17 protein-coding genes are annotated in these 16,926 nt (G+C 37.1%); 11 read left to right on the top strand and 6 right to left on the bottom strand.

All coding sequences use genetic code 11. The features are described from left to right. Window positions 1-38 precede the first annotated feature (38 nt). Together M3610_RS21525 and M3610_RS21520 are read right to left on the bottom strand one after the other, a co-directional pair. Window positions 39-281: a glutaredoxin family protein gene (locus M3610_RS21525; protein ID WP_251462429.1), complete on the bottom strand. Its 243-nt coding sequence runs from the start codon at window positions 279-281 to the stop codon at window positions 39-41. A gap of 162 nt (window positions 282-443) precedes the next feature. Next, window positions 444-1,676 (bottom strand): benzoate/H(+) symporter BenE family transporter, encoded by a 1,233-nt coding sequence (locus M3610_RS21520; protein WP_098573224.1) that lies wholly within the window; start codon window positions 1,674-1,676, stop codon window positions 444-446. A 327-nt stretch (window positions 1,677-2,003) separates the two neighbouring features. On the opposite strand from M3610_RS21520, the gene M3610_RS21515 reads away from it, so the two are divergent. The 4 genes from M3610_RS21515 to fdhD all read left to right on the top strand — a co-directional run bounded on the left by M3610_RS21515 (window position 2,004) and on the right by fdhD (window position 6,498). Continuing rightward, window positions 2,004-2,177 carry a hypothetical protein gene (locus M3610_RS21515; protein ID WP_251462426.1) on the top strand — a complete coding sequence of 58 codons (174 nt, stop codon included), beginning with the start codon at window positions 2,004-2,006 and terminating at the stop codon, window positions 2,175-2,177. 580 nt (window positions 2,178-2,757) lie between these two features. Beyond that, window positions 2,758-3,123, top strand: a complete 366-nt coding sequence (locus M3610_RS21510; protein ID WP_098573230.1) for a Na-translocating system protein MpsC family protein — start codon at window positions 2,758-2,760, stop codon at window positions 3,121-3,123. Window positions 3,124-3,288: 165 nt separating this feature from the next. After that, window positions 3,289-5,646 carry an FdhF/YdeP family oxidoreductase gene (locus tag M3610_RS21505; RefSeq protein ID WP_251462421.1) on the top strand — a complete coding sequence of 786 codons (2,358 nt, stop codon included), beginning with the start codon at window positions 3,289-3,291 and terminating at the stop codon, window positions 5,644-5,646. 33 nt (window positions 5,647-5,679) lie between these two features. Next, window positions 5,680-6,498: a formate dehydrogenase accessory sulfurtransferase FdhD gene (gene fdhD, locus M3610_RS21500; protein ID WP_251462418.1), complete on the top strand. Its 819-nt coding sequence runs from the start codon at window positions 5,680-5,682 to the stop codon at window positions 6,496-6,498. Window positions 6,499-6,651: 153 nt separating this feature from the next. Here the strand turns inward: fdhD and M3610_RS21495 are convergent, their stop codons facing one another. Both M3610_RS21495 and M3610_RS21490 read right to left on the bottom strand, forming a co-directional pair. Continuing rightward, complete coding sequence (locus M3610_RS21495) at window positions 6,652-6,888, bottom strand: DUF1450 domain-containing protein (protein WP_098573239.1); 237 nt, start codon at window positions 6,886-6,888, stop codon at window positions 6,652-6,654. A gap of 30 nt (window positions 6,889-6,918) precedes the next feature. Further along, a complete protein-coding gene (locus M3610_RS21490) occupies window positions 6,919-7,887 on the bottom strand; it encodes a cupin domain-containing protein (RefSeq protein ID WP_251462415.1) in 969 nt (322 codons plus the stop codon). A gap of 211 nt (window positions 7,888-8,098) precedes the next feature. Between M3610_RS21490 and M3610_RS21485 the strand changes: the two genes are divergently transcribed. Beyond that, on the top strand, window positions 8,099-8,611 hold the full coding sequence (locus tag M3610_RS21485) for a hypothetical protein (RefSeq protein ID WP_251462411.1): 513 nt from the start codon (window positions 8,099-8,101) through the stop codon (window positions 8,609-8,611). Window positions 8,612-8,753: 142 nt separating this feature from the next. Here M3610_RS21485 and M3610_RS21480 read toward each other — a convergent pair whose 3' ends face one another. Further along, window positions 8,754-9,578: an ABC transporter permease gene (locus M3610_RS21480; RefSeq protein ID WP_251462408.1), complete on the bottom strand. Its 825-nt coding sequence runs from the start codon at window positions 9,576-9,578 to the stop codon at window positions 8,754-8,756. A gap of 24 nt (window positions 9,579-9,602) precedes the next feature. Continuing rightward, window positions 9,603-10,370, bottom strand: coding sequence for an ABC transporter ATP-binding protein (locus M3610_RS21475; RefSeq protein WP_251462405.1), 768 nt, complete (start codon window positions 10,368-10,370; stop codon window positions 9,603-9,605). Between the two features lie 465 nt (window positions 10,371-10,835). Between M3610_RS21475 and M3610_RS21470 the strand changes: the two genes are divergently transcribed. From M3610_RS21470 to M3610_RS21445, 6 genes are all read left to right on the top strand, one after another. Beyond that, window positions 10,836-11,729 (top strand): TauD/TfdA dioxygenase family protein, encoded by an 894-nt coding sequence (locus M3610_RS21470; RefSeq protein ID WP_251462402.1) that lies wholly within the window; start codon window positions 10,836-10,838, stop codon window positions 11,727-11,729. Between the two features lie 127 nt (window positions 11,730-11,856). After that, complete coding sequence (locus M3610_RS21465; RefSeq protein WP_251462398.1) at window positions 11,857-12,846, top strand: ABC transporter substrate-binding protein; 990 nt, start codon at window positions 11,857-11,859, stop codon at window positions 12,844-12,846. Between the two features lie 260 nt (window positions 12,847-13,106). Then, window positions 13,107-13,382, top strand: coding sequence for a hypothetical protein (locus tag M3610_RS21460; RefSeq protein ID WP_251462395.1), 276 nt, complete (start codon window positions 13,107-13,109; stop codon window positions 13,380-13,382). 341 nt (window positions 13,383-13,723) lie between these two features. Beyond that, window positions 13,724-14,359, top strand: coding sequence for a hypothetical protein (locus M3610_RS21455; RefSeq protein ID WP_251462392.1), 636 nt, complete (start codon window positions 13,724-13,726; stop codon window positions 14,357-14,359). A gap of 1 nt (window position 14,360) precedes the next feature. Next, a complete protein-coding gene (locus tag M3610_RS21450) occupies window positions 14,361-14,972 on the top strand; it encodes a DUF4878 domain-containing protein (protein WP_251462389.1) in 612 nt (203 codons plus the stop codon). A gap of 43 nt (window positions 14,973-15,015) precedes the next feature. After that, a complete protein-coding gene (locus M3610_RS21445) occupies window positions 15,016-16,869 on the top strand; it encodes a PDDEXK-like family protein (protein ID WP_251462386.1) in 1,854 nt (617 codons plus the stop codon). Window positions 16,870-16,926 lie beyond the last annotated feature (57 nt).

Here is a 16,926-nt window from a genome sequence, read left to right as displayed (position 1 = left end):
CAATCGCTGATCATACAGTGTTTTTTCTTTCGTACTTTTTATATTCCTAATATTTCAGCCAATTTCGTTTGATCAAATCCTAGGATTACTTCTTCTTTATCCCCATCTTTAATAACGGTTGCAGGGGTAGCAACAGCCCCAAGTCCAATCAGTTCATGCAAATATTGGTCGTTTTTCCGTATGTCTCTTTCTTCAAACTCAATCCCATTTTCTTTAAACCATAATTTTTCCGCATGGCAAGGCGGGCATGTTTCTTGGGAATAAATAATCACTTTTTTCATTTTATGACCTCCATTTCATTATAGCCATTGTACAATGAATTCTGTTTCTATGTGTACCATTTTATACTGAAGTAGTAAAAAGGATTAAGGTTTAGTTGGGGCGCATTAGAATTAGATTCATGTATGTTCATTTCGAAAAAGGTTACTAATATTAATTATGAATTAAGCAGTTCTTTTTCCATCATTCTCAATTTTTCCCATTGTATCCTTTTCAATATATCTAGCAATCACAGTACCTATTAATAAGGACCAAATAGGAGAGCTTATATTTAATATTGTAATATTGGATAATGCAATAATTAAGGCGAATGTTGTGCTTATTTTCATTGATGGACTAGAGAAACTTTGATGGATATTTTTGCTGAACACTCCAAGAAGTGAAAATCCAACAATGATGGAGATAAATTCTTTTGGTAAGGCTTGAATAAAAGGAACGAGTTTCCATGAAAATAAACCATAGATTAATAAGAGAGCACCTGAAACAACTGCTCCCATGAATCTTTTTTCCTTCGGACCTGCCTCTTCATCCGAACAAATGACGGTTGCCATACCGGCGATATTTGCCGATTGCCCCCCAAAGAAGCCCGAGATCACAGAAAATACTCCACTCAAGGAAACAATTCGATTTATGGGAGTATGATAATGATTTTGTTCTAATGCACCTATCCCAACTGCCACATCGTTACTTAAAATTAGTAATGCAAGTGGTATTGATACAGAAAGAAAGCTAGCTGTATTAAAATTTGGTAGTTGAATTTGTGGAAAAAACTCTCCTGGAACCAAATTGCCTATATTTATGGGATAGGTTAGGGATAATACAATCGTCCCGATGACAATTGCTGCAATCACAGGAGGAATTTTTGTCTTCCATCTACTAAAAACAAAAAAAGTGATCAGAGAAATACCCCCAACTAGAAAAAGTTGGGTTGAGGAAATAATAAAATTCACCATATATTTCATAATCATTCCTGACAGCATTGCCGAAATAATTTCCCTAGGTACCAAATTCACTAATCTTGAAAAAAAACTTAGTAATCCAACGAGTAACAACAACAGCCCTGAAACTATGTATGCCCCTATTAATTCATTGAAAGTAAACTGGTTTGTCATAGTGGCAAGAAATGCAACTCCTGTTAAGGAGTGACCCCCGACAATAGGAATTCGATAGTATAATGGTAAGAAAATTCCTAATAAGCCTCCAAATACATAAACGGCAAATATCCATAGGATGGTATGTGCTGTACTAAAATTTCCATTTGATGAGGCTTCTAGTATTAGAGCTGATGGTCCTGTTATCACGAATATTCCTGCAACTGTCCCCGCAGCTATATTTTTGGTATTTAGATCTAATAAAATATTCCTTCTCCATTTGCTTTTTTCTTGGGTACGATCCATAAATTTTGCCCCTTTTTAGTTAATCGTTCTTCTATTAGTTCCTTTCGCATGTATTTATTCCTTAATATATAATGGTTGCAATAGAAGCTGTTCTTTAATCATAGATGATTTCGAAGTTTTTAAAAGGTCCAATTTGAATCTTTTATTCTCATCCACTTTTTTCAATATGAAAGATTCTATCCAAACCGTTGATCCACTAAAACAAGGGTCGCTATAACTTTCAGTGAACTAGTCAAGGGAAAAAAGAAAAGAATAAAGAAAAATTGTATAAAAGAAGTTACACCCAACAAAGACTATCAACATAATCTTTTGAAGGGGTTTTTAAACATGAATAGATGGGAAAAATTGAACGAAATAATTGAAAGAATACCAACAATGTCTGATGAAGAATTAATTTCATGGAGTGAAGATTGTTCCAAAGAGTTAGAAAGAAGGAAAATGGTCAAAAAGCAAAAACTCATGAAAGCCAAAAAGGAAAAAAGAATGAAACGAATAAAATAAGAAGGTGCTGTTTTATGAAATCTGTTGATCAAACTGGATGACATCTGCATTTACTAAAGATGCAAAAGCGGATATTTCTCCATTTGGTCCCATGAATGGGCAAAGCGAATGTCAAAAATATCAATTAGAGATTCAATTCATTTTCGGCATTGCTAATTGCATATTTTCAACAAAAAAAGTTTTATTAAAAACTGTATTCAGGTTTAACAGGAATTTAAATATTTTCTATTGTCCTGATTTCACTACCATGCTATGATTAAAAAGATAAATGTGAACAATTTGTGAAATTTACGATGTATTAAATATGAGTCTCTTTTAATACGAAACAGCGAACCTGTTGATCGGTTAAAAGGTTTAACTCATATGACAAGGGAAAAATATTATAACAGTTGGTGCGTAACAGCGAACCTGTTTGAGGCGAACCGTTGTAATGATTCAAATGGGATTCCGCCTTTTTTAAGGAATCTTCAAAGAATCTATTACAATGGTTTTTATTTTTATTCCGTTATATAGTATACTTATAGAATAAACATCATTAACATAGTGATAATATTGAGTAAAAACAAGTGAGTTGAGTCATGTGAATAAATATGAAGCAGAATTCAGTAATATTGTTCGTGCCTACAGAAAACGTCATATGGGGAAAGGCCCTAGTCAAGTTCGAACAAAGTTTTGCAAAAACTGGGCAATTTGTGAATTGGAAGGTAATTTATCTCCGATTGAAAAATTTATTGCTTCCGCTGAAGATGGGAAACAAATGTTACGATCTGCTCGTACTGAAATGGTCAAGGAGATTTATAAAAAAAACTATCCCCAGGAAATGGAAGAATTACTGGGTGTAAAATTCATTCGTGTCTTTGTGGATATTGATATTGAAGACGACATGGGGATGTCAATCTTCGTGTTTGATCAAGATATTGAGGAAAAGTTTAACGTAAAAAGTTAAACCTAATGAAAATATCATTTCAACTATATTATTGTTGGCACTTGACAGCGATCCTGTTAAAGACTAACCACCTAGAGCTATTTGTCCGTTTTAACGGATGAATATTTTCTTAGGTGGTTTTTTATTCGATAAATAGCAATTGACATAATTAAGGAGGAAATGAAAATGGGGAAAACGCAACATCCAGGACCACAAAAAAAGGCAAAGTTACCTGCTCCTAAATACTGGGTAAGCCCAATTCCTTTTGGATTAGGAAAGATTAAACCGCAGCATATCCGTGATACGATGAAGATCGCTTGGGATAATAAAGATAATATCGGCTATGCTACACGGATTATTACAAAAGGGGTTTGTGACGGTTGTGCACTTGGTGTGTCTGGGTTATATGACCAAACATTGGATGGACCACACGTTTGCACCACACGTTTGAATGTGCTTCGATTAAATACAATGCCTGCAATTCAACCTGAAATCCTGCATGCAGACATTGATGAACTAAAGAAATATGATAGCACGGAACTTCGTAAGCTGGGCCGGATTCCTTATCCGATGATTCGTCGCAAAGGGGAACGTAAATTTTCACGGATTACTTGGGATGACGCCATGGATCTCATTGCAGAAAAAATGAAAAAGTTGGATCCAAAACAATATGCTTTTTATTTAACCGCTCGAGGGATTACAAACGAAAGCTATTATGTGGCAGCGAAAGTCGCGCGTTTTCTTGGGACGAATCATATTGATAACGCTTCCCGTATTTGTCACGCTCCCAGTAAAACAGCTTTAAAACGATCGATTGGTGTGGGAGCATCTACAGCCAATTATCTAGATTGGATTGGAACTGATGTCTTATTGTTTTGGGGAAGTGTTGCTTCAAACTCATCACCTGTATCTTCAAAATATATGCTTGAAGCAAAGAAAAAAGGGACCAAAATCATTGTGGTTAACCCATACCGCGAACCAGCCATGGATCAGTATTGGATTCCTTCAAACCCTGAGTCCGCCTTATTCGGAACAAAAATTGCCGATGATTTCTATCAAGTCAATATCGGCGGGGATATTGCCTTTATGCATGGAATTATGAAGCATTGGTTTGATATGGAAGTAAAAGCATATGGTTCGGCGATTAATCATGAGTTCGTAGAGGATCATGTAAACGGTTACGAAGAATTGAAGAAGAAGGTCCAAGATCAATCTTGGGAAGATATCATCGAGTCATCAGGCGTTTCAAAAGAAAGAATCATAGAATTAGCTGAACTTCTAGCAAACAGCAAAAATGCAGTATATGCGTGGGCGCTTGGACTGACGATGCACTCCTTTGCAACGGACAATATCTCTCAAGTCGCAAACCTGGCCCTCCTTCGTGGCCACTTAGGACGAAAGCACGCGGGTCTTATGCCGTTCCGTGGACACTCCAGTGTGCAAGGCAGCGGAGAAATGGGGGCAGATCCATTTGTTCTACCTGGCGGAGGCTGGGACGAAAAAAATGTAGAACGAATCGAACAGCTTTGGGGATTTGACCTGCCAAATTGGCAGGGGGATATCGTTGGCGTTACCCTAGAAAACATTGTCCTTCCAGAAGATCATGAGCGGAAAGTGAAATTATATTACCTTTCTGGTGGTAATTTCTTAGAAACGATGCCAGACCCTGACTTTATTGAGAAGGCCTTATCCGAACTGGAGATTCGTGTTCATCAAGATATTATTTTAAACACTTCGACGTTAGTTGATGCGAAAGAAGTGGTCATCGTGTTACCGGCGAAAACCCGTTATGAGCAAGAAGGAGGCGGCACGAGTACATCAACAGAACGGATGGTGTACTTCTCTCCTGAAATTACGGGTAACAAAAACATGATTGAAGAGGCACGTGCAGAATGGAAGATATATCTTGACCTTGCGAAGCGTGTGAAACCAGAAACAGCCCAATTGGTTGATTTTGCAGACGGTCAGGCCATTCGTGAGGAAATTGCCAAAGCAAACCCTGATTACGATGGAATCCAGCATTTGAAAAAGCAAGGAGACGTGTTCCAGTGGGGCGGTGCTTGGTTATGTGAAGATGGAGTTTGTCCAACTCCAGATAGCAGAGGTATGTTAATTCCGGTTGATATCCCGGATTTAAATAAAAAACCGGAACAATTTATTATTACCTCCCGCCGTGGCAAGCAGTTTAACTCGATGGTGTACAAAGAAGTAGACCCGTTAAACGGTGCCGGTCGTTACGATATTTTAATGAGTCCTGTGGATGGGCAAAAATTAAGCATTGCCGAAGATGAAGGCATTGTTGTTTATAACGGCTTTGGCGTCTTCCAAGGTACGGCTAAATTTGTTGATATTGCACAGGGAAATTTAGAAGTTCATTTTCCAGAAGGGAACTATTTGCTGCCGCGCGGTCGTTATGAGAAATTTGCCGGCATTCCGGATTACAACATCACTGTTAATGTAGAAAAAGCAGAACGATATCATGCACGGAAAGATACTCAATATTTAGAAAAGCCAATTGCTGATCTCGAAACAGAGGTTGGTTAAGGGTAAGAAAATCCATGGAAAGGGGTACTTCATTTGTTAAAGGAAATTACTACTTCTCAAAATATTGTCAAGTACAATGGACAAAACTTCATCGAGGAAGAGGATGACATTGCCGTTGAATCTGCCCTAACGATTATATTAGATGGAACGGAGTTTGCCACCATGGTGTGCACCCCTTCAGAATTGAAAGAATTGGTGGTCGGGTTCCTAGCCTCTGAAGGTGTGATACGAGTCTACCAAGATATTCAATCGATCCACATCGATGAAGAAAAAGGTTTTGCTTATGTTGATCTTGTAAATAAACATTCTATCCAAAAAGATTTCCATTCGAAGAGATTTATTGGTTCTTGTTGTGGAAAAGGGCGGCAATTTTACTTTCATAACGATGTAAAGACCGCGAAAACGGTTATGACCAAATTGACGGTTACACCAGAACAATGCCGTGAGTTAATGAAGGAAATGCAGGAAAACTCTTCACATTTTCAACAAACCGGCGGGGTCCATAATGCAGCTCTATGTACGAGAGGTGGAATTGTGGCAGCACGAACGGATATCGGTCGACATAATGCACTCGATAAACTATTTGGCTATTGCTTGATTAACCGTATACCACTTAAGGATAAAATCATTGCTTTCAGTGGCCGAATTTCATCCGAAGTGTTACTAAAAGCAGCCAAAATTGGTGTGGGAATTATTCTATCAAAATCTGCACCTACCAATCTTGCTCTAGATTTAGCAGAAGAACTAGGAATTACAGCAGTTGGCTTTATCCGAGCGAACGGATTTAATGTGTATACCCATCAGGAGCGCATACAAGGGATTGAAAATAACCGTTCATCAATATCTGTTTAATAGGGATTTTGAAAAATTCATTTAGTGGACAGATAATAGTGTCAGGCACCTCCATTTTAGAAGGTGCCTGACACTATTTTAATAACGTGAAAAAACCCAAGTGATTTAATCCTCACTTGGGTTTGATTTTTTTCGCGGAGTGCGATTGTCTTCTTACGTAATTGTTTTCACCGTTTGCAGTATTTTATTTACCAAGCTTTCAGCATCATCAGCCTCGATGGTTGTTAATTGAATACGGCAGAATGGTCTTACCCTGCATTCTAAACACCTTCTAAAACAGTCTACAATGCTAACATCTACATCATTCTGATAATGCAGTCGAAGAAGGTCAATGACTTTGTCCGCATCAGTTACCTTAATATTACGCTCACAAAACTTAGCCACTCTCATTCTACTTTTTCTTCTTTTATTAGAATACTCCTATTCCTCATCATAATGTGTAAATTGGATATCCAAAGTACGAAGGTAGGTTTGTAGACCCGCATCTTGGATTGGGATGATGAATGCTGGTTCCCCTGATTCATTATGATGAGAGTGCCACAGCCCTGGCGGGGTTACGAAGGCTTTTCCTGTTACCCAGTCAATTCGAATTGGATCAATAATTTGTTTTGTAAGAGGGTCTACCTTATCCCCCACTAATGTATAGGTCCCAGGTGCAGCATAAGCAACAAAGTCTAGGGCAACTGATTTATGACTGTGAGGCGCTTGGTTTGAGCCTACAGGAACAATACCGAACATAGCCCATAAAACATGTGTAATGGTTAAAGTTTGTTCGAAATTTTGATTATTTAATAGAATGGAGATACGATTTTTTAAATGGGCATCGGGTGCATTAGCTACCTCATCTAATTTTGCCTTCGCCTGTTCCGCCGTATAAAGTGTCGGCTTAAAACGTGCTTCTGTCGCTTTAGCTCCCAAGTAATCAAGAAGTGGAGTATCCAAAATATAGTAAATGGTGGAATCCTCAGACGCAAAATGACGACTACTTAATCCGGCTGGAAGTGTTAAAAAGTCACCTTTTTTCCAACTGATGGTTTGTCCATTGACCTCGGTTGTACCAGCCCCGGAAATAATATAGTATAATTCACTGGTTGCGTTTGGTTGCGTCTGAATCGAATCTCCTGCATTAATTCGGATAAAATGAGCGAGCAGGGATGGGCTCGTTGCTGGATATTTGGTTTTCAGCTCATTTGATAAATCCAATGATATAATACGAGTTTCTCCTGAATTATATAGTTCAGGTGCAAATTCTTTAGGAGGAATCGGACTAATAATCCCACTGCCAATTGGATCAGCAGCCGTACTATACTCGTAAAAAAGGGCATCCTCGGTCCAGTTTTCGCTTACAGTTCCAATATAAAATTCCCCAGGTTGAACATTTTTTGACATATGTAATCCTCCTTTGGTATGAAAAGTTTTTTTGTTCTTATCATTTATATTATAATACCAATTTAGCTATAATGGTAAATTTTTCTTTGGTATTTAATATAGGAAGAAAAAAGTAAACAATTTAAACAATTTAAAGAATATTCATTTGACAAATCTCTCTTATAAGTGTAATTTACATATATGGTTATAAATTAATTGGAGGTTTTATATAATGGAATTTAACAATGAGTTCGTAACAAATTTTGGAGAATCTCTTTACAACATTTGGACTAACAGCTTGGACAAGGTGACCGATTCTCAAAAAGAAATAGAAAATCTTTTGCTTCAAGCATTCGCAACACAAAAAGAATCATTGGAGAAAATTACTGGTGACATGAATTCCATCCAGGAACAACAGAAAAACCTAATTGCTGAAGTTCGCGATTACATAAAGGAAAATATTGAAACAGTTTACGGTGAAGAAACAAGCCAAACTTTCGAAAAGTGGAATGATGAACTGGATGAATTAAACACCCGTGTTCAACAGTTAACCTCATCTCCTTATAAAGAAAGTTTAAATTTATTAAATCAGGCACAAGAGCAGTTCCAACAATCAATTAATAATAGTATCGAACTGCAAAAAAAGGCTAGTGAAGAAGCTTTAAATCAATTTAAAATTGCACAAAAAGGCTTTATGGATTTATTTGAATCCAACACAAAAATGGCATTTAATTTATTTAAGTAGAAGATTACTTCTCCACTTTTAATTTAAAGATTGCCTACAAAAAAGACTACTTCCATATGAATAGGAAGTAGTCTTTTTATGTTGTAGTAGGTTTAGCCGACTTTTCTATGTTAGTGGTATAGATGTGAATGGATTGTTTTGGTTATGCTTTAAAGCTATCTTGCCATTTAAGTAACCGATGTTCTAAAAAGCGGACAATCGAGTCGGATATTTTACCCGCAAGAGCAAAGATGATAATGCCAACAAAGACAGTGTCTGTCTGCATAAATGAACGAGCATCTTGGATCATGAAGCCCACACCTCTATCTGCACCCAATAACTCGGCGACCACTAAGCACATCCAGGCAGCGCTTAGAGCTAAGCGTATACCAAGTAAAATATTCGGTAAAGAAGCTGGAATCATGAGCTTAGTGATTTGCTCTATTCGGCTGTACTCTAAGATTTGAGCAACATCGTATAGTTTTTTATCTACATTACGAATGCCTAAAAAGGTTTGTAAATATAAAGGGAAAAAGGCCCCTAAAGCAATGAGTAATATTTTAGATAATTCACCAAACCCCAACCACATGATAAATAGTGGTGTAATCACAAGCAGTGGGACAGTGCGGAGCATTTGGATACTTGGGTTTAAATATTCCTCCGCCCTTTTGTTCATGCCAACAATGACACCTATTAATAATCCAAGAAAACCGCCAATAGCAAAACCGAGAAATGCTCGAAATAAGCTAATTTGCAAATGCTTAGCCATCTCCCCTGACTGGACTAGTTCTATGAAGCGGTTGACAATTAGCAGTGGTGAAGAAAATAATTGTTCGGACAAGATTCCGAGTGAACTTAACAATTGCCATAAAAACAATACGACAACAGGCAGCGTTAATCCTCGCCAAATAGAGTAACTTTTTGTTTTTGCTGCTTTCTTTTTCTTAATGGAAATGGCTTTGTTCTGTGCAATTGTTTGTGTAGACATTGATATCATCCTTCCTTTTTTTAGTTAAATGCTCCAATCTTCTATTTCGTTAACTTGGTGATCAAGTAGTTTCAAGATAACAGTTCTGTATTCTTGGAATGCTTTACTAATCCTTTTTCTTGGATAAGGTAAATCAATAGGGACAATCCCTTTGATTCGCCCTGGCTTTGCATCCATGACGACGACTTTGGAGGACAGAAAGATCGCCTCATCAATATCATGGGTGACAAGCATCATTGTCGTCTGATTTTCCTCCCATATTTCAAGTAACGCTTCTTGGAGATGGTTGCGGGTGAAGGCATCTAATGCACCAAACGGTTCGTCTAACAATAACACTTCAGGATTCCTCAGCAAGGCCCTTGCGATGGCTACCCGTTGCGACATTCCCCCGGATAATTGCCGCGGATAGGCGTTTTCAAATCCGTTAAGTTTTACAAGTGAAATTAACTGGTCCACTTTTGAACGTATATCCGGATCTTTTAATGACAGGTTACCTGCAATATTTTTTTCTACGTTTAACCATGGAAATAAACGATGCTCTTGAAAAATAAAGCCGCGATCCTTAGAAGGTCCATTCACAGACCTTTCAGCAATCATAATCTCGCCTTCAAAATCTAAATCAAGTCCAGCAATCAATTTTAATAATGTACTTTTTCCGCACCCGCTGGGACCAATAATCGTTAGAAACTCACCATATTTTACGGAAAGATTAAAATCCTCTAAAACTCTAATACTTTCATTGTCACTGTTAAACGTTTTTCTTACATGATTAATTGTTACTGTGGCTACCATAATGTTCATCATCCTTTCTTAAAATAAAAAAAGAGATTCAGCGAGAAGACATATGTGTCTTTTCGCTGAATCTCCAGTAGACTAGTCGATTCATTCGAATGAATTAATTTATAACAATTTAACATGGTTAATAGTAATAATCAAGACATTAAAACCAACTAAATTTATAGGAATAATCAAAAAAGTAATTGACAGACTATTTGGAACCCTGATAAGATGCATTCATACACAAACCACTTGCCAATTTAGTCCAATTAAATAAATAGTGATAGAATCCACTAGTCGACTAGAGATTTAACAAAGAGAGCATCAAGCTCACTTTGTTGGATCTCTTTTTGTTTTTCTGAAATTAAACCGACTATATCGCTAGGTTAAGTGGGAAATAAAGAGTCAGGAGGCGAATGAAAAGAGGTTTACGCTGGATTTCAAAAAATATAAAACTTGATAACTAGGAGGAATTTAAAAATGACAGCTTCTCAAACAAAACAATTAAAAGTGGTACCACAAGCAGGAAGAATTGGTGCAGAAATTCAAGGTGTTCAATTAAGCGGGAAATTAGAATCAAGTATCCTAAATGAAATTAAACAAGCACTAAACGAGTACAAGGTTGTGTTTTTTAAGGGGCAAAATCATTTAACGGATGCATCCCAAGAAGCGTTTGCAACATTATTAGGTGAACCATATGCACATCCGACCGTACCAGTAAAAGATCATACGAACTATATTTTTGAGTTAGACTCTGCGGTAGGTGCAAAAGCGAATCATTGGCATACGGATGTTACCTTTGTTCCTGAAGTTCCGAAATACTCCATATTAAGAGGGGTAACCATTCCAGAGGTTGGCGGTGATACGGTTTGGGCAAATACGAATGCAGCGTATGAAGACCTTCCGGATGGCTTAAAAAAATTAGCTGATAAGTTATGGGGAATTCATTCCAATGAATTTGATTATGCACAGTATAAACGAAGTGATATTGATGTTAATGAAGTGACAAAAAAATATCGTGATGTTTTTGAATCAACGGTTTTTAAAACAAGACATCCAGTTGTACATGTTCACGCCGAAACCGGCAAAAAGCATTTGTTATTAGGAGGATTTGCGGGAAGGTTAGAAGGCTATACAACAAGCGAATCTGAAAGATTGTTAAGTATCTTTGATTCTTATGTGACTCGTTTAGAAAATACCGTCCGCTGGAAATGGTCGGAAGGGGATGTGGTCATTTGGGATAACTTGGCCACCCAACATTATGCAGTTGCAGACTACGGGGATCGTCATCGTGTGGTACGACGTGTAACAGTCGGAAAAGACGTACCTGTTAACCAAGAAAATGAAGTCAGCCAATTAATAGTTAAAAAATAAGATCGAACGGATGGCAGGAAAGGAGGTTCCGATAAGGAGATTACGCTCTTTCTCGAACCTCTTTTCTATCATAGTCAGGATCCACACATGCAGCGGGCGAAGCTACGTGATACGAGGAGGTTATAATATGAAAAAATATCGTAAGCATTTATTTGGATTATTTATGGTCATTTCCATGATACTTTTATTAGCAGGATGTGGTTCATCCGCAGAAAAAACAGCTGCAAAAAATGCTCCAGTTAAAGTGAATATTGCATTAAATGGAAAAATGGGCCCTCTAGTCATTGCTCGGGAAAAGGGCTGGTTCGAAGAAGAGTTTAAGGCACTGAATGCCGACGTTAAATGGAGTGAATTCACAAGCGGCCCCCCGCTTTTAGAATCACTTGCTTCCAATCGTGTTGATTTATCGTTTTTAGGAGATGGTGCGTTAATCGCAGGTTTAGATAAAAAACTTCCATTTGAAGTGATTGCCCAAACCGGTACAGGAGAATCGAATGTTCGGATTTTAGTGCAAAAAAATGGAGATATTAAGAACATTAAGGAATTAAAGGGAAAGACCGTGGGTGTTCCTCTTGGGACAACGGCTCATGTATATCTAATTAAAGCATTGAAAGCGAATGGTTTAACGACGGATGATGTGAAACTCATCAATCTTCAACCCGATGATGCCCAAGCGGCCTTCGAATCCAAAAAATTAGACGCATGGTCCGCGTGGAATCCGTATTACCTAAATAATGTTGAAAAAGGGAATGCAGTAACTTTAGATGTTAATAAAAAAATATTTGCCCCTGGTGCTATTATAGCAAGACAAGGCTTTGCAAAAGAACATGCTGAGATTGTTCAAGCCTATTTAAGAGTGTACCAAAAAGCAGCCGATTGGCAAATTGAAAATCCAGATGAAGCATCGGAAATATATTCACGTGCAACCAAACTTCCAGCAGAACTAATTAAGAAAATCATCACAGCCGAAAAACCCAATATCCTTTTTACAGAAGAATCAATTAACGCACAACAAGATTCCATTGACACATTAGCCGAAGCAGGCTATATCCAGAAAGCATTTAAGTATAAAGAACAAATCCATAATGAGTACCTTGATGCAGCTTTTAAAAAATAGCAATAAAAGCAAAAATAAAAGAGTGCCTGACACCATCCAATAATATGGCTGGTGTCAGGCACTTTTTTGATTGAGACGTATATGTTCCCATCCATATTGAACAGCTTTGAAACCCCTCGACAAATATCTACATAAACCTGCTATAATAAAAGCAATCAAATAAGGAGGTGAGAATGATGGAAAAAACACTCCAGTTGATTTTGGACAAACTTGATTCCTTGGACCAAAAGGTAAACACGATGGACTAAAGAATCACTGGCATGGACCAAAAGATAACTGACATGGATCTAAGATTTACTACTGAACTAAAAAGACAAGGGGATTTAATACATCAATTAATTAATACAGTAGCAGAAACGAATATAAGGATTTCCGAAACAAACGAAAGAATGGATGCAATGGAAACGAAAGTAGACATTGTTATAAATGATGTGAAAGAAATAAAAAATTCTATGGCCACAAAATATGACCTTGAATATTATGACCGGATGATTTCCGAACACTCCAGGGAAATTCACAAGTTGAAAAATAGCTAAAACTAAAACTCTCCAAATAGAATCCTCCATAATAACCTATTTCAATATATTTAAAACCTTGATCTTTCTTATATTAAATGACTTTGTGACTTTGGGATCAGTCCTCGGGTGCGTTAATGCTTTAACGTGCCGGGGGACTGACCCGAATTTTCTGAATAGAGACCTTCCCTTGTTCAGCAGATGAAAGATGAAGTGAAGAAAATGAAAGATTTATATTCGTAGGGGTGTGCCATTTTTGGTACACCCTTTTTAGTATAATTCAATTTGTAAGGCAATGACGATTTACACAGCTCTTATTTCGATAAGAAACAATAGAAGATAAAGAAAAAGGGGAGAAAGTTATGAAAAATTTTAAACGATTTACAATCATTTTGTTAACGGTTATGGCAGCTGTTCTTTTTACAGCTTGTTCAAGCATTGATAAAACAAGTGAGAACGAAACAAAAGCAAAGACTGGCGAGGAGCAAACACCAAATAAGGAAACGATGAAGGAAGAAGCCAAAAAGGCGGTTGAAGATATATGGGTGAAATACAAAGGAATAAATGCGGTTGATACGGGATTAAAAGGTATTAAGATAACCTTAGCGGATGTAGCGGTTACTGATAAGGCAGAGGTTGAAGAAGAGGGGAAAAAGGTTAGTAAATCTGTTGTAGCTGTCCATATGCTTGTCGAAAATACCACTGCAGGTCAGGTGTTTAATGTTTATCCAGACCAAGCTACTTTAACAACAAGCACGGGCGAACAAGTGGAGATTGATATGTGGAATAGTGATGATATTGGCGGAGAAATTAACGAAGGCGTCATAAAAGAAGGAGATATCTTCTTCTATTTGGAACGAGGACACGGCGAAGAAATTAATTGGATTAAGTTAACATTTTCTGGTGATTATACCGATCCATCAGGAGATTACGAAAAAGACATTTATCATGATTATTCCATGAAAGTAAACTTAAAATCTAAAACTGGGGAGAATTAACATGAAAAAAACTTTAATTTTTATTACCACAATAATTGTTGCATTTTCACTATCGGCATGCAATTTGTTTGGGCCATCACCAGATGAAGTGACAACTGAATTCCTAACAAGTGTTCAAAAAGGGGAATGGGAAAAAGCATCTAAATATGTTAACAATACAGATACAAAGAAAACGTTAAAAGAATTAACCTCATCAAAAGATGAAGAAGCTAAGTTTATGCTGGGCTTATTCAAAAAAATGAGTTTTACGGTTGGCAAAGTAAAAGAGGCGGATAAGAAAGCGACAGTGGAATCCACAATCAAAACGGTTGATATGAAAATCATCCTTGGGACAATTATTGAAGAAGTGATGCAGGAAGCTTTAGCACAAGCTTTTTCAGGTGAAGAGGCAGATGATGAAGCGATAGAAAAAGAAATGACGAATAAATTAGTAGCAGGCGTGAATGAACCTTCAGCTAAAAAAGTAACTAATAAGGTTAAAATCAATTTAGTAAAAGTAGATGGCTATTGGAAAGTCGATGTCGATCAAGAATTATTGAATGCACTAACAGGTGAGCTTACTTCTGTTGGAGATGAGATGGAAGGAGGCAAGTTAAATCCATTTGGTAAATAGAAAATTTGTTAATAATGTCAGTAAAGTTAGGAGAATGCCAGTTATGGCTTATTCATTTGAATCAATTGCACAACTTGATCACTCGAAAGAATTTGCACGCTTGCATCAAAAGTTTAATCAATTTAATCCGTTCAAGGTGTTAAGGGTAGACCAGTTTGAAATTAGGCATTCCAATGTTCTTGCTTGGTTATTGGATCCAAATGAAAATCATCAGTTGGGTAGTTTTTTCATAAAAAAACTACTATCACGGTTAGTTACACGGGTTGAAAATGAAGAGAAGATAGAAGGAAGTGATTGGTTTACTTACCTGTATGCTTCTTTTTCTGATGTTGAAGTCTCTCGTGAGGTAAAAACAGACACCAATCGTTTCATTGATTTATTGGTAGTCGTGCCATCACTTAAGCTAGTGATAGTGATTGAAAACAAATTTCATTCGAATGAATCTAGTGGGCAGCTAGAGGATTATTTGACTTATACACGTAATCGGTTCGGAGCTGATGGATATTCAATTGTTCCTATTTTTTTGACACTGACAAGTGATACGCCTTCCTATCCAGATTACTGGATAGTGGACTATCATGATGTGTTAGAAATTATTAAGCTACATATCGAATTACATAAAGAGGCAATTTCCGACAGCGTCTATGAATTTTTGGTTTATTATACAGCGATATTGAAGGAACAGCTTGTCCAGGATGAAGAGTCAATACAACTAGCCCTGGATATTTACCAAGCGAATAAGGCAGCGATTGATGTCGTTTTCCTTAGTCAGCACAGCGAGCTGCTCAGACAACCGCGTTATCAAAAGGTGCTTGAGCAAATCGGTACAAGCACCGAAAAGCAGCAACTAGTATTAAAACAAATATATGAAAAAAAGAAACAAACGATTGATTTTATTTTTAAAATGGGTAGTAATGTCCTTCGCGAGGCTTTTTTAACATTTGTAAAAATAGAGGACATTCCTGAAGGCACATATAAGGTACATATTCAAGTACCTAATTTCATTTTACCCGAATGGCAAGATTTTGCAGAAGTAATCGGAGAACCTGAGCAAGGGTATTGGTTAGGACATGGATTAATTATTTGGTTCGAACGGACATGGGATGAGCGGTTAAAGGTTAATGTAGAAGTAGGTCCCACCCCTTTTGAAAAAAGGATAAAGCTTTTAACTGCACTTGAAAATCAAGGTATACAAATACGGCCTTCTGCAAAACTGGAGGGGAAGAAATACACGAAAATCTTTACAAAAACAACAGTTATTTCCGATTGGGCCAATAAGCAGGAAATTGTCGAGGGGATGGAAAGTTTATATCATGATACCGATATCAAATCGCTGTTTAAAAGGATTGCCCTTGCCATAGAAAACATGGATGTAGAGATGGAACAAAAAGACCAGTTGGAAAGGATTATCTATCAGGCAAATCAAGTTATAGATAAAATTCCCGAAGATGCGTTTATAAAATTTGCTCAAGTATATGATATCCCTGAGGATAATTTCCACATACAAAATCGTTTCGCATCATTCGTTATCCCAGCTTTTCGAGAACTTGAAAAAAACTATGGGAATACACGAGAAAAATGGTGGTGGCACAACAGTACATTCACTTTTTGGTTTGAACGGTTAAAGGATGATCGCTTAAAGTTAACATTAGAGCTGGGGCCATTATATGCCGATCAACGGCAAGCAGTCATTATTGCCCTTGAATCAATGGGACTTCCGTTTGCATCGAAATCAAAGCAGCAAACTGCAAGATTTACCCGTATATTTTCAAAATCCAAAGTCATAAAAGATTGGGATGATGAGGAAGCAATTTTTAATGAAATGGAAGAGTTGTTCAAAGATCAAAAAAATCAATCAATCATCGAAATGATTAATAAACTAATAGATAATTGTTGACATGAACTCTGTAATGGAATGTCAATCAATACAGAAGGCACACCCAAAAAGGTGTGC

The sequence above is a fragment of the Neobacillus sp. MER 74 genome (genome assembly GCF_023714155.1).
Note: the sequence above shows the minus strand (reverse complement) of the source record. Positions and strands in the feature narration are given on the sequence as shown.

What these genes read in the sequence shown, in the direction of transcription:
- M3610_RS21450 (WP_251462389.1), top strand. Translation starts at nt 14,361, where the DNA reads ATGAAAAAAACTTTAATTTTTATTACCACAATAATTGTTGCATTTTCA.
- M3610_RS21465 (WP_251462398.1), top strand. Translation starts at nt 11,857, where the DNA reads ATGAAAAAATATCGTAAGCATTTATTTGGATTATTTATGGTCATTTCC.
- M3610_RS21485 (WP_251462411.1), top strand. Translation starts at nt 8,099, where the DNA reads ATGGAATTTAACAATGAGTTCGTAACAAATTTTGGAGAATCTCTTTAC.
- M3610_RS21520 (WP_098573224.1), bottom strand. Translation starts at nt 1,676, where the DNA reads ATGGATCGTACCCAAGAAAAAAGCAAATGGAGAAGGAATATTTTATTA.
- M3610_RS21525 (WP_251462429.1), bottom strand. Translation starts at nt 281, where the DNA reads ATGAAAAAAGTGATTATTTATTCCCAAGAAACATGCCCGCCTTGCCAT.
- M3610_RS21470 (WP_251462402.1), top strand. Translation starts at nt 10,836, where the DNA reads ATGACAGCTTCTCAAACAAAACAATTAAAAGTGGTACCACAAGCAGGA.
- M3610_RS21505 (WP_251462421.1), top strand. Translation starts at nt 3,289, where the DNA reads ATGGGGAAAACGCAACATCCAGGACCACAAAAAAAGGCAAAGTTACCT.
- M3610_RS21495 (WP_098573239.1), bottom strand. Translation starts at nt 6,888, where the DNA reads ATGAGAGTGGCTAAGTTTTGTGAGCGTAATATTAAGGTAACTGATGCG.
- M3610_RS21515 (WP_251462426.1), top strand. Translation starts at nt 2,004, where the DNA reads ATGAATAGATGGGAAAAATTGAACGAAATAATTGAAAGAATACCAACA.
- M3610_RS21455 (WP_251462392.1), top strand. Translation starts at nt 13,724, where the DNA reads ATGAAAAATTTTAAACGATTTACAATCATTTTGTTAACGGTTATGGCA.
- M3610_RS21480 (WP_251462408.1), bottom strand. Translation starts at nt 9,578, where the DNA reads ATGTCTACACAAACAATTGCACAGAACAAAGCCATTTCCATTAAGAAA.
- M3610_RS21460 (WP_251462395.1), top strand. Translation starts at nt 13,107, where the DNA reads ATGGACCAAAAGATAACTGACATGGATCTAAGATTTACTACTGAACTA.
- M3610_RS21445 (WP_251462386.1), top strand. Translation starts at nt 15,016, where the DNA reads ATGGCTTATTCATTTGAATCAATTGCACAACTTGATCACTCGAAAGAA.
- M3610_RS21490 (WP_251462415.1), bottom strand. Translation starts at nt 7,887, where the DNA reads ATGTCAAAAAATGTTCAACCTGGGGAATTTTATATTGGAACTGTAAGC.
- M3610_RS21475 (WP_251462405.1), bottom strand. Translation starts at nt 10,370, where the DNA reads ATGGTAGCCACAGTAACAATTAATCATGTAAGAAAAACGTTTAACAGT.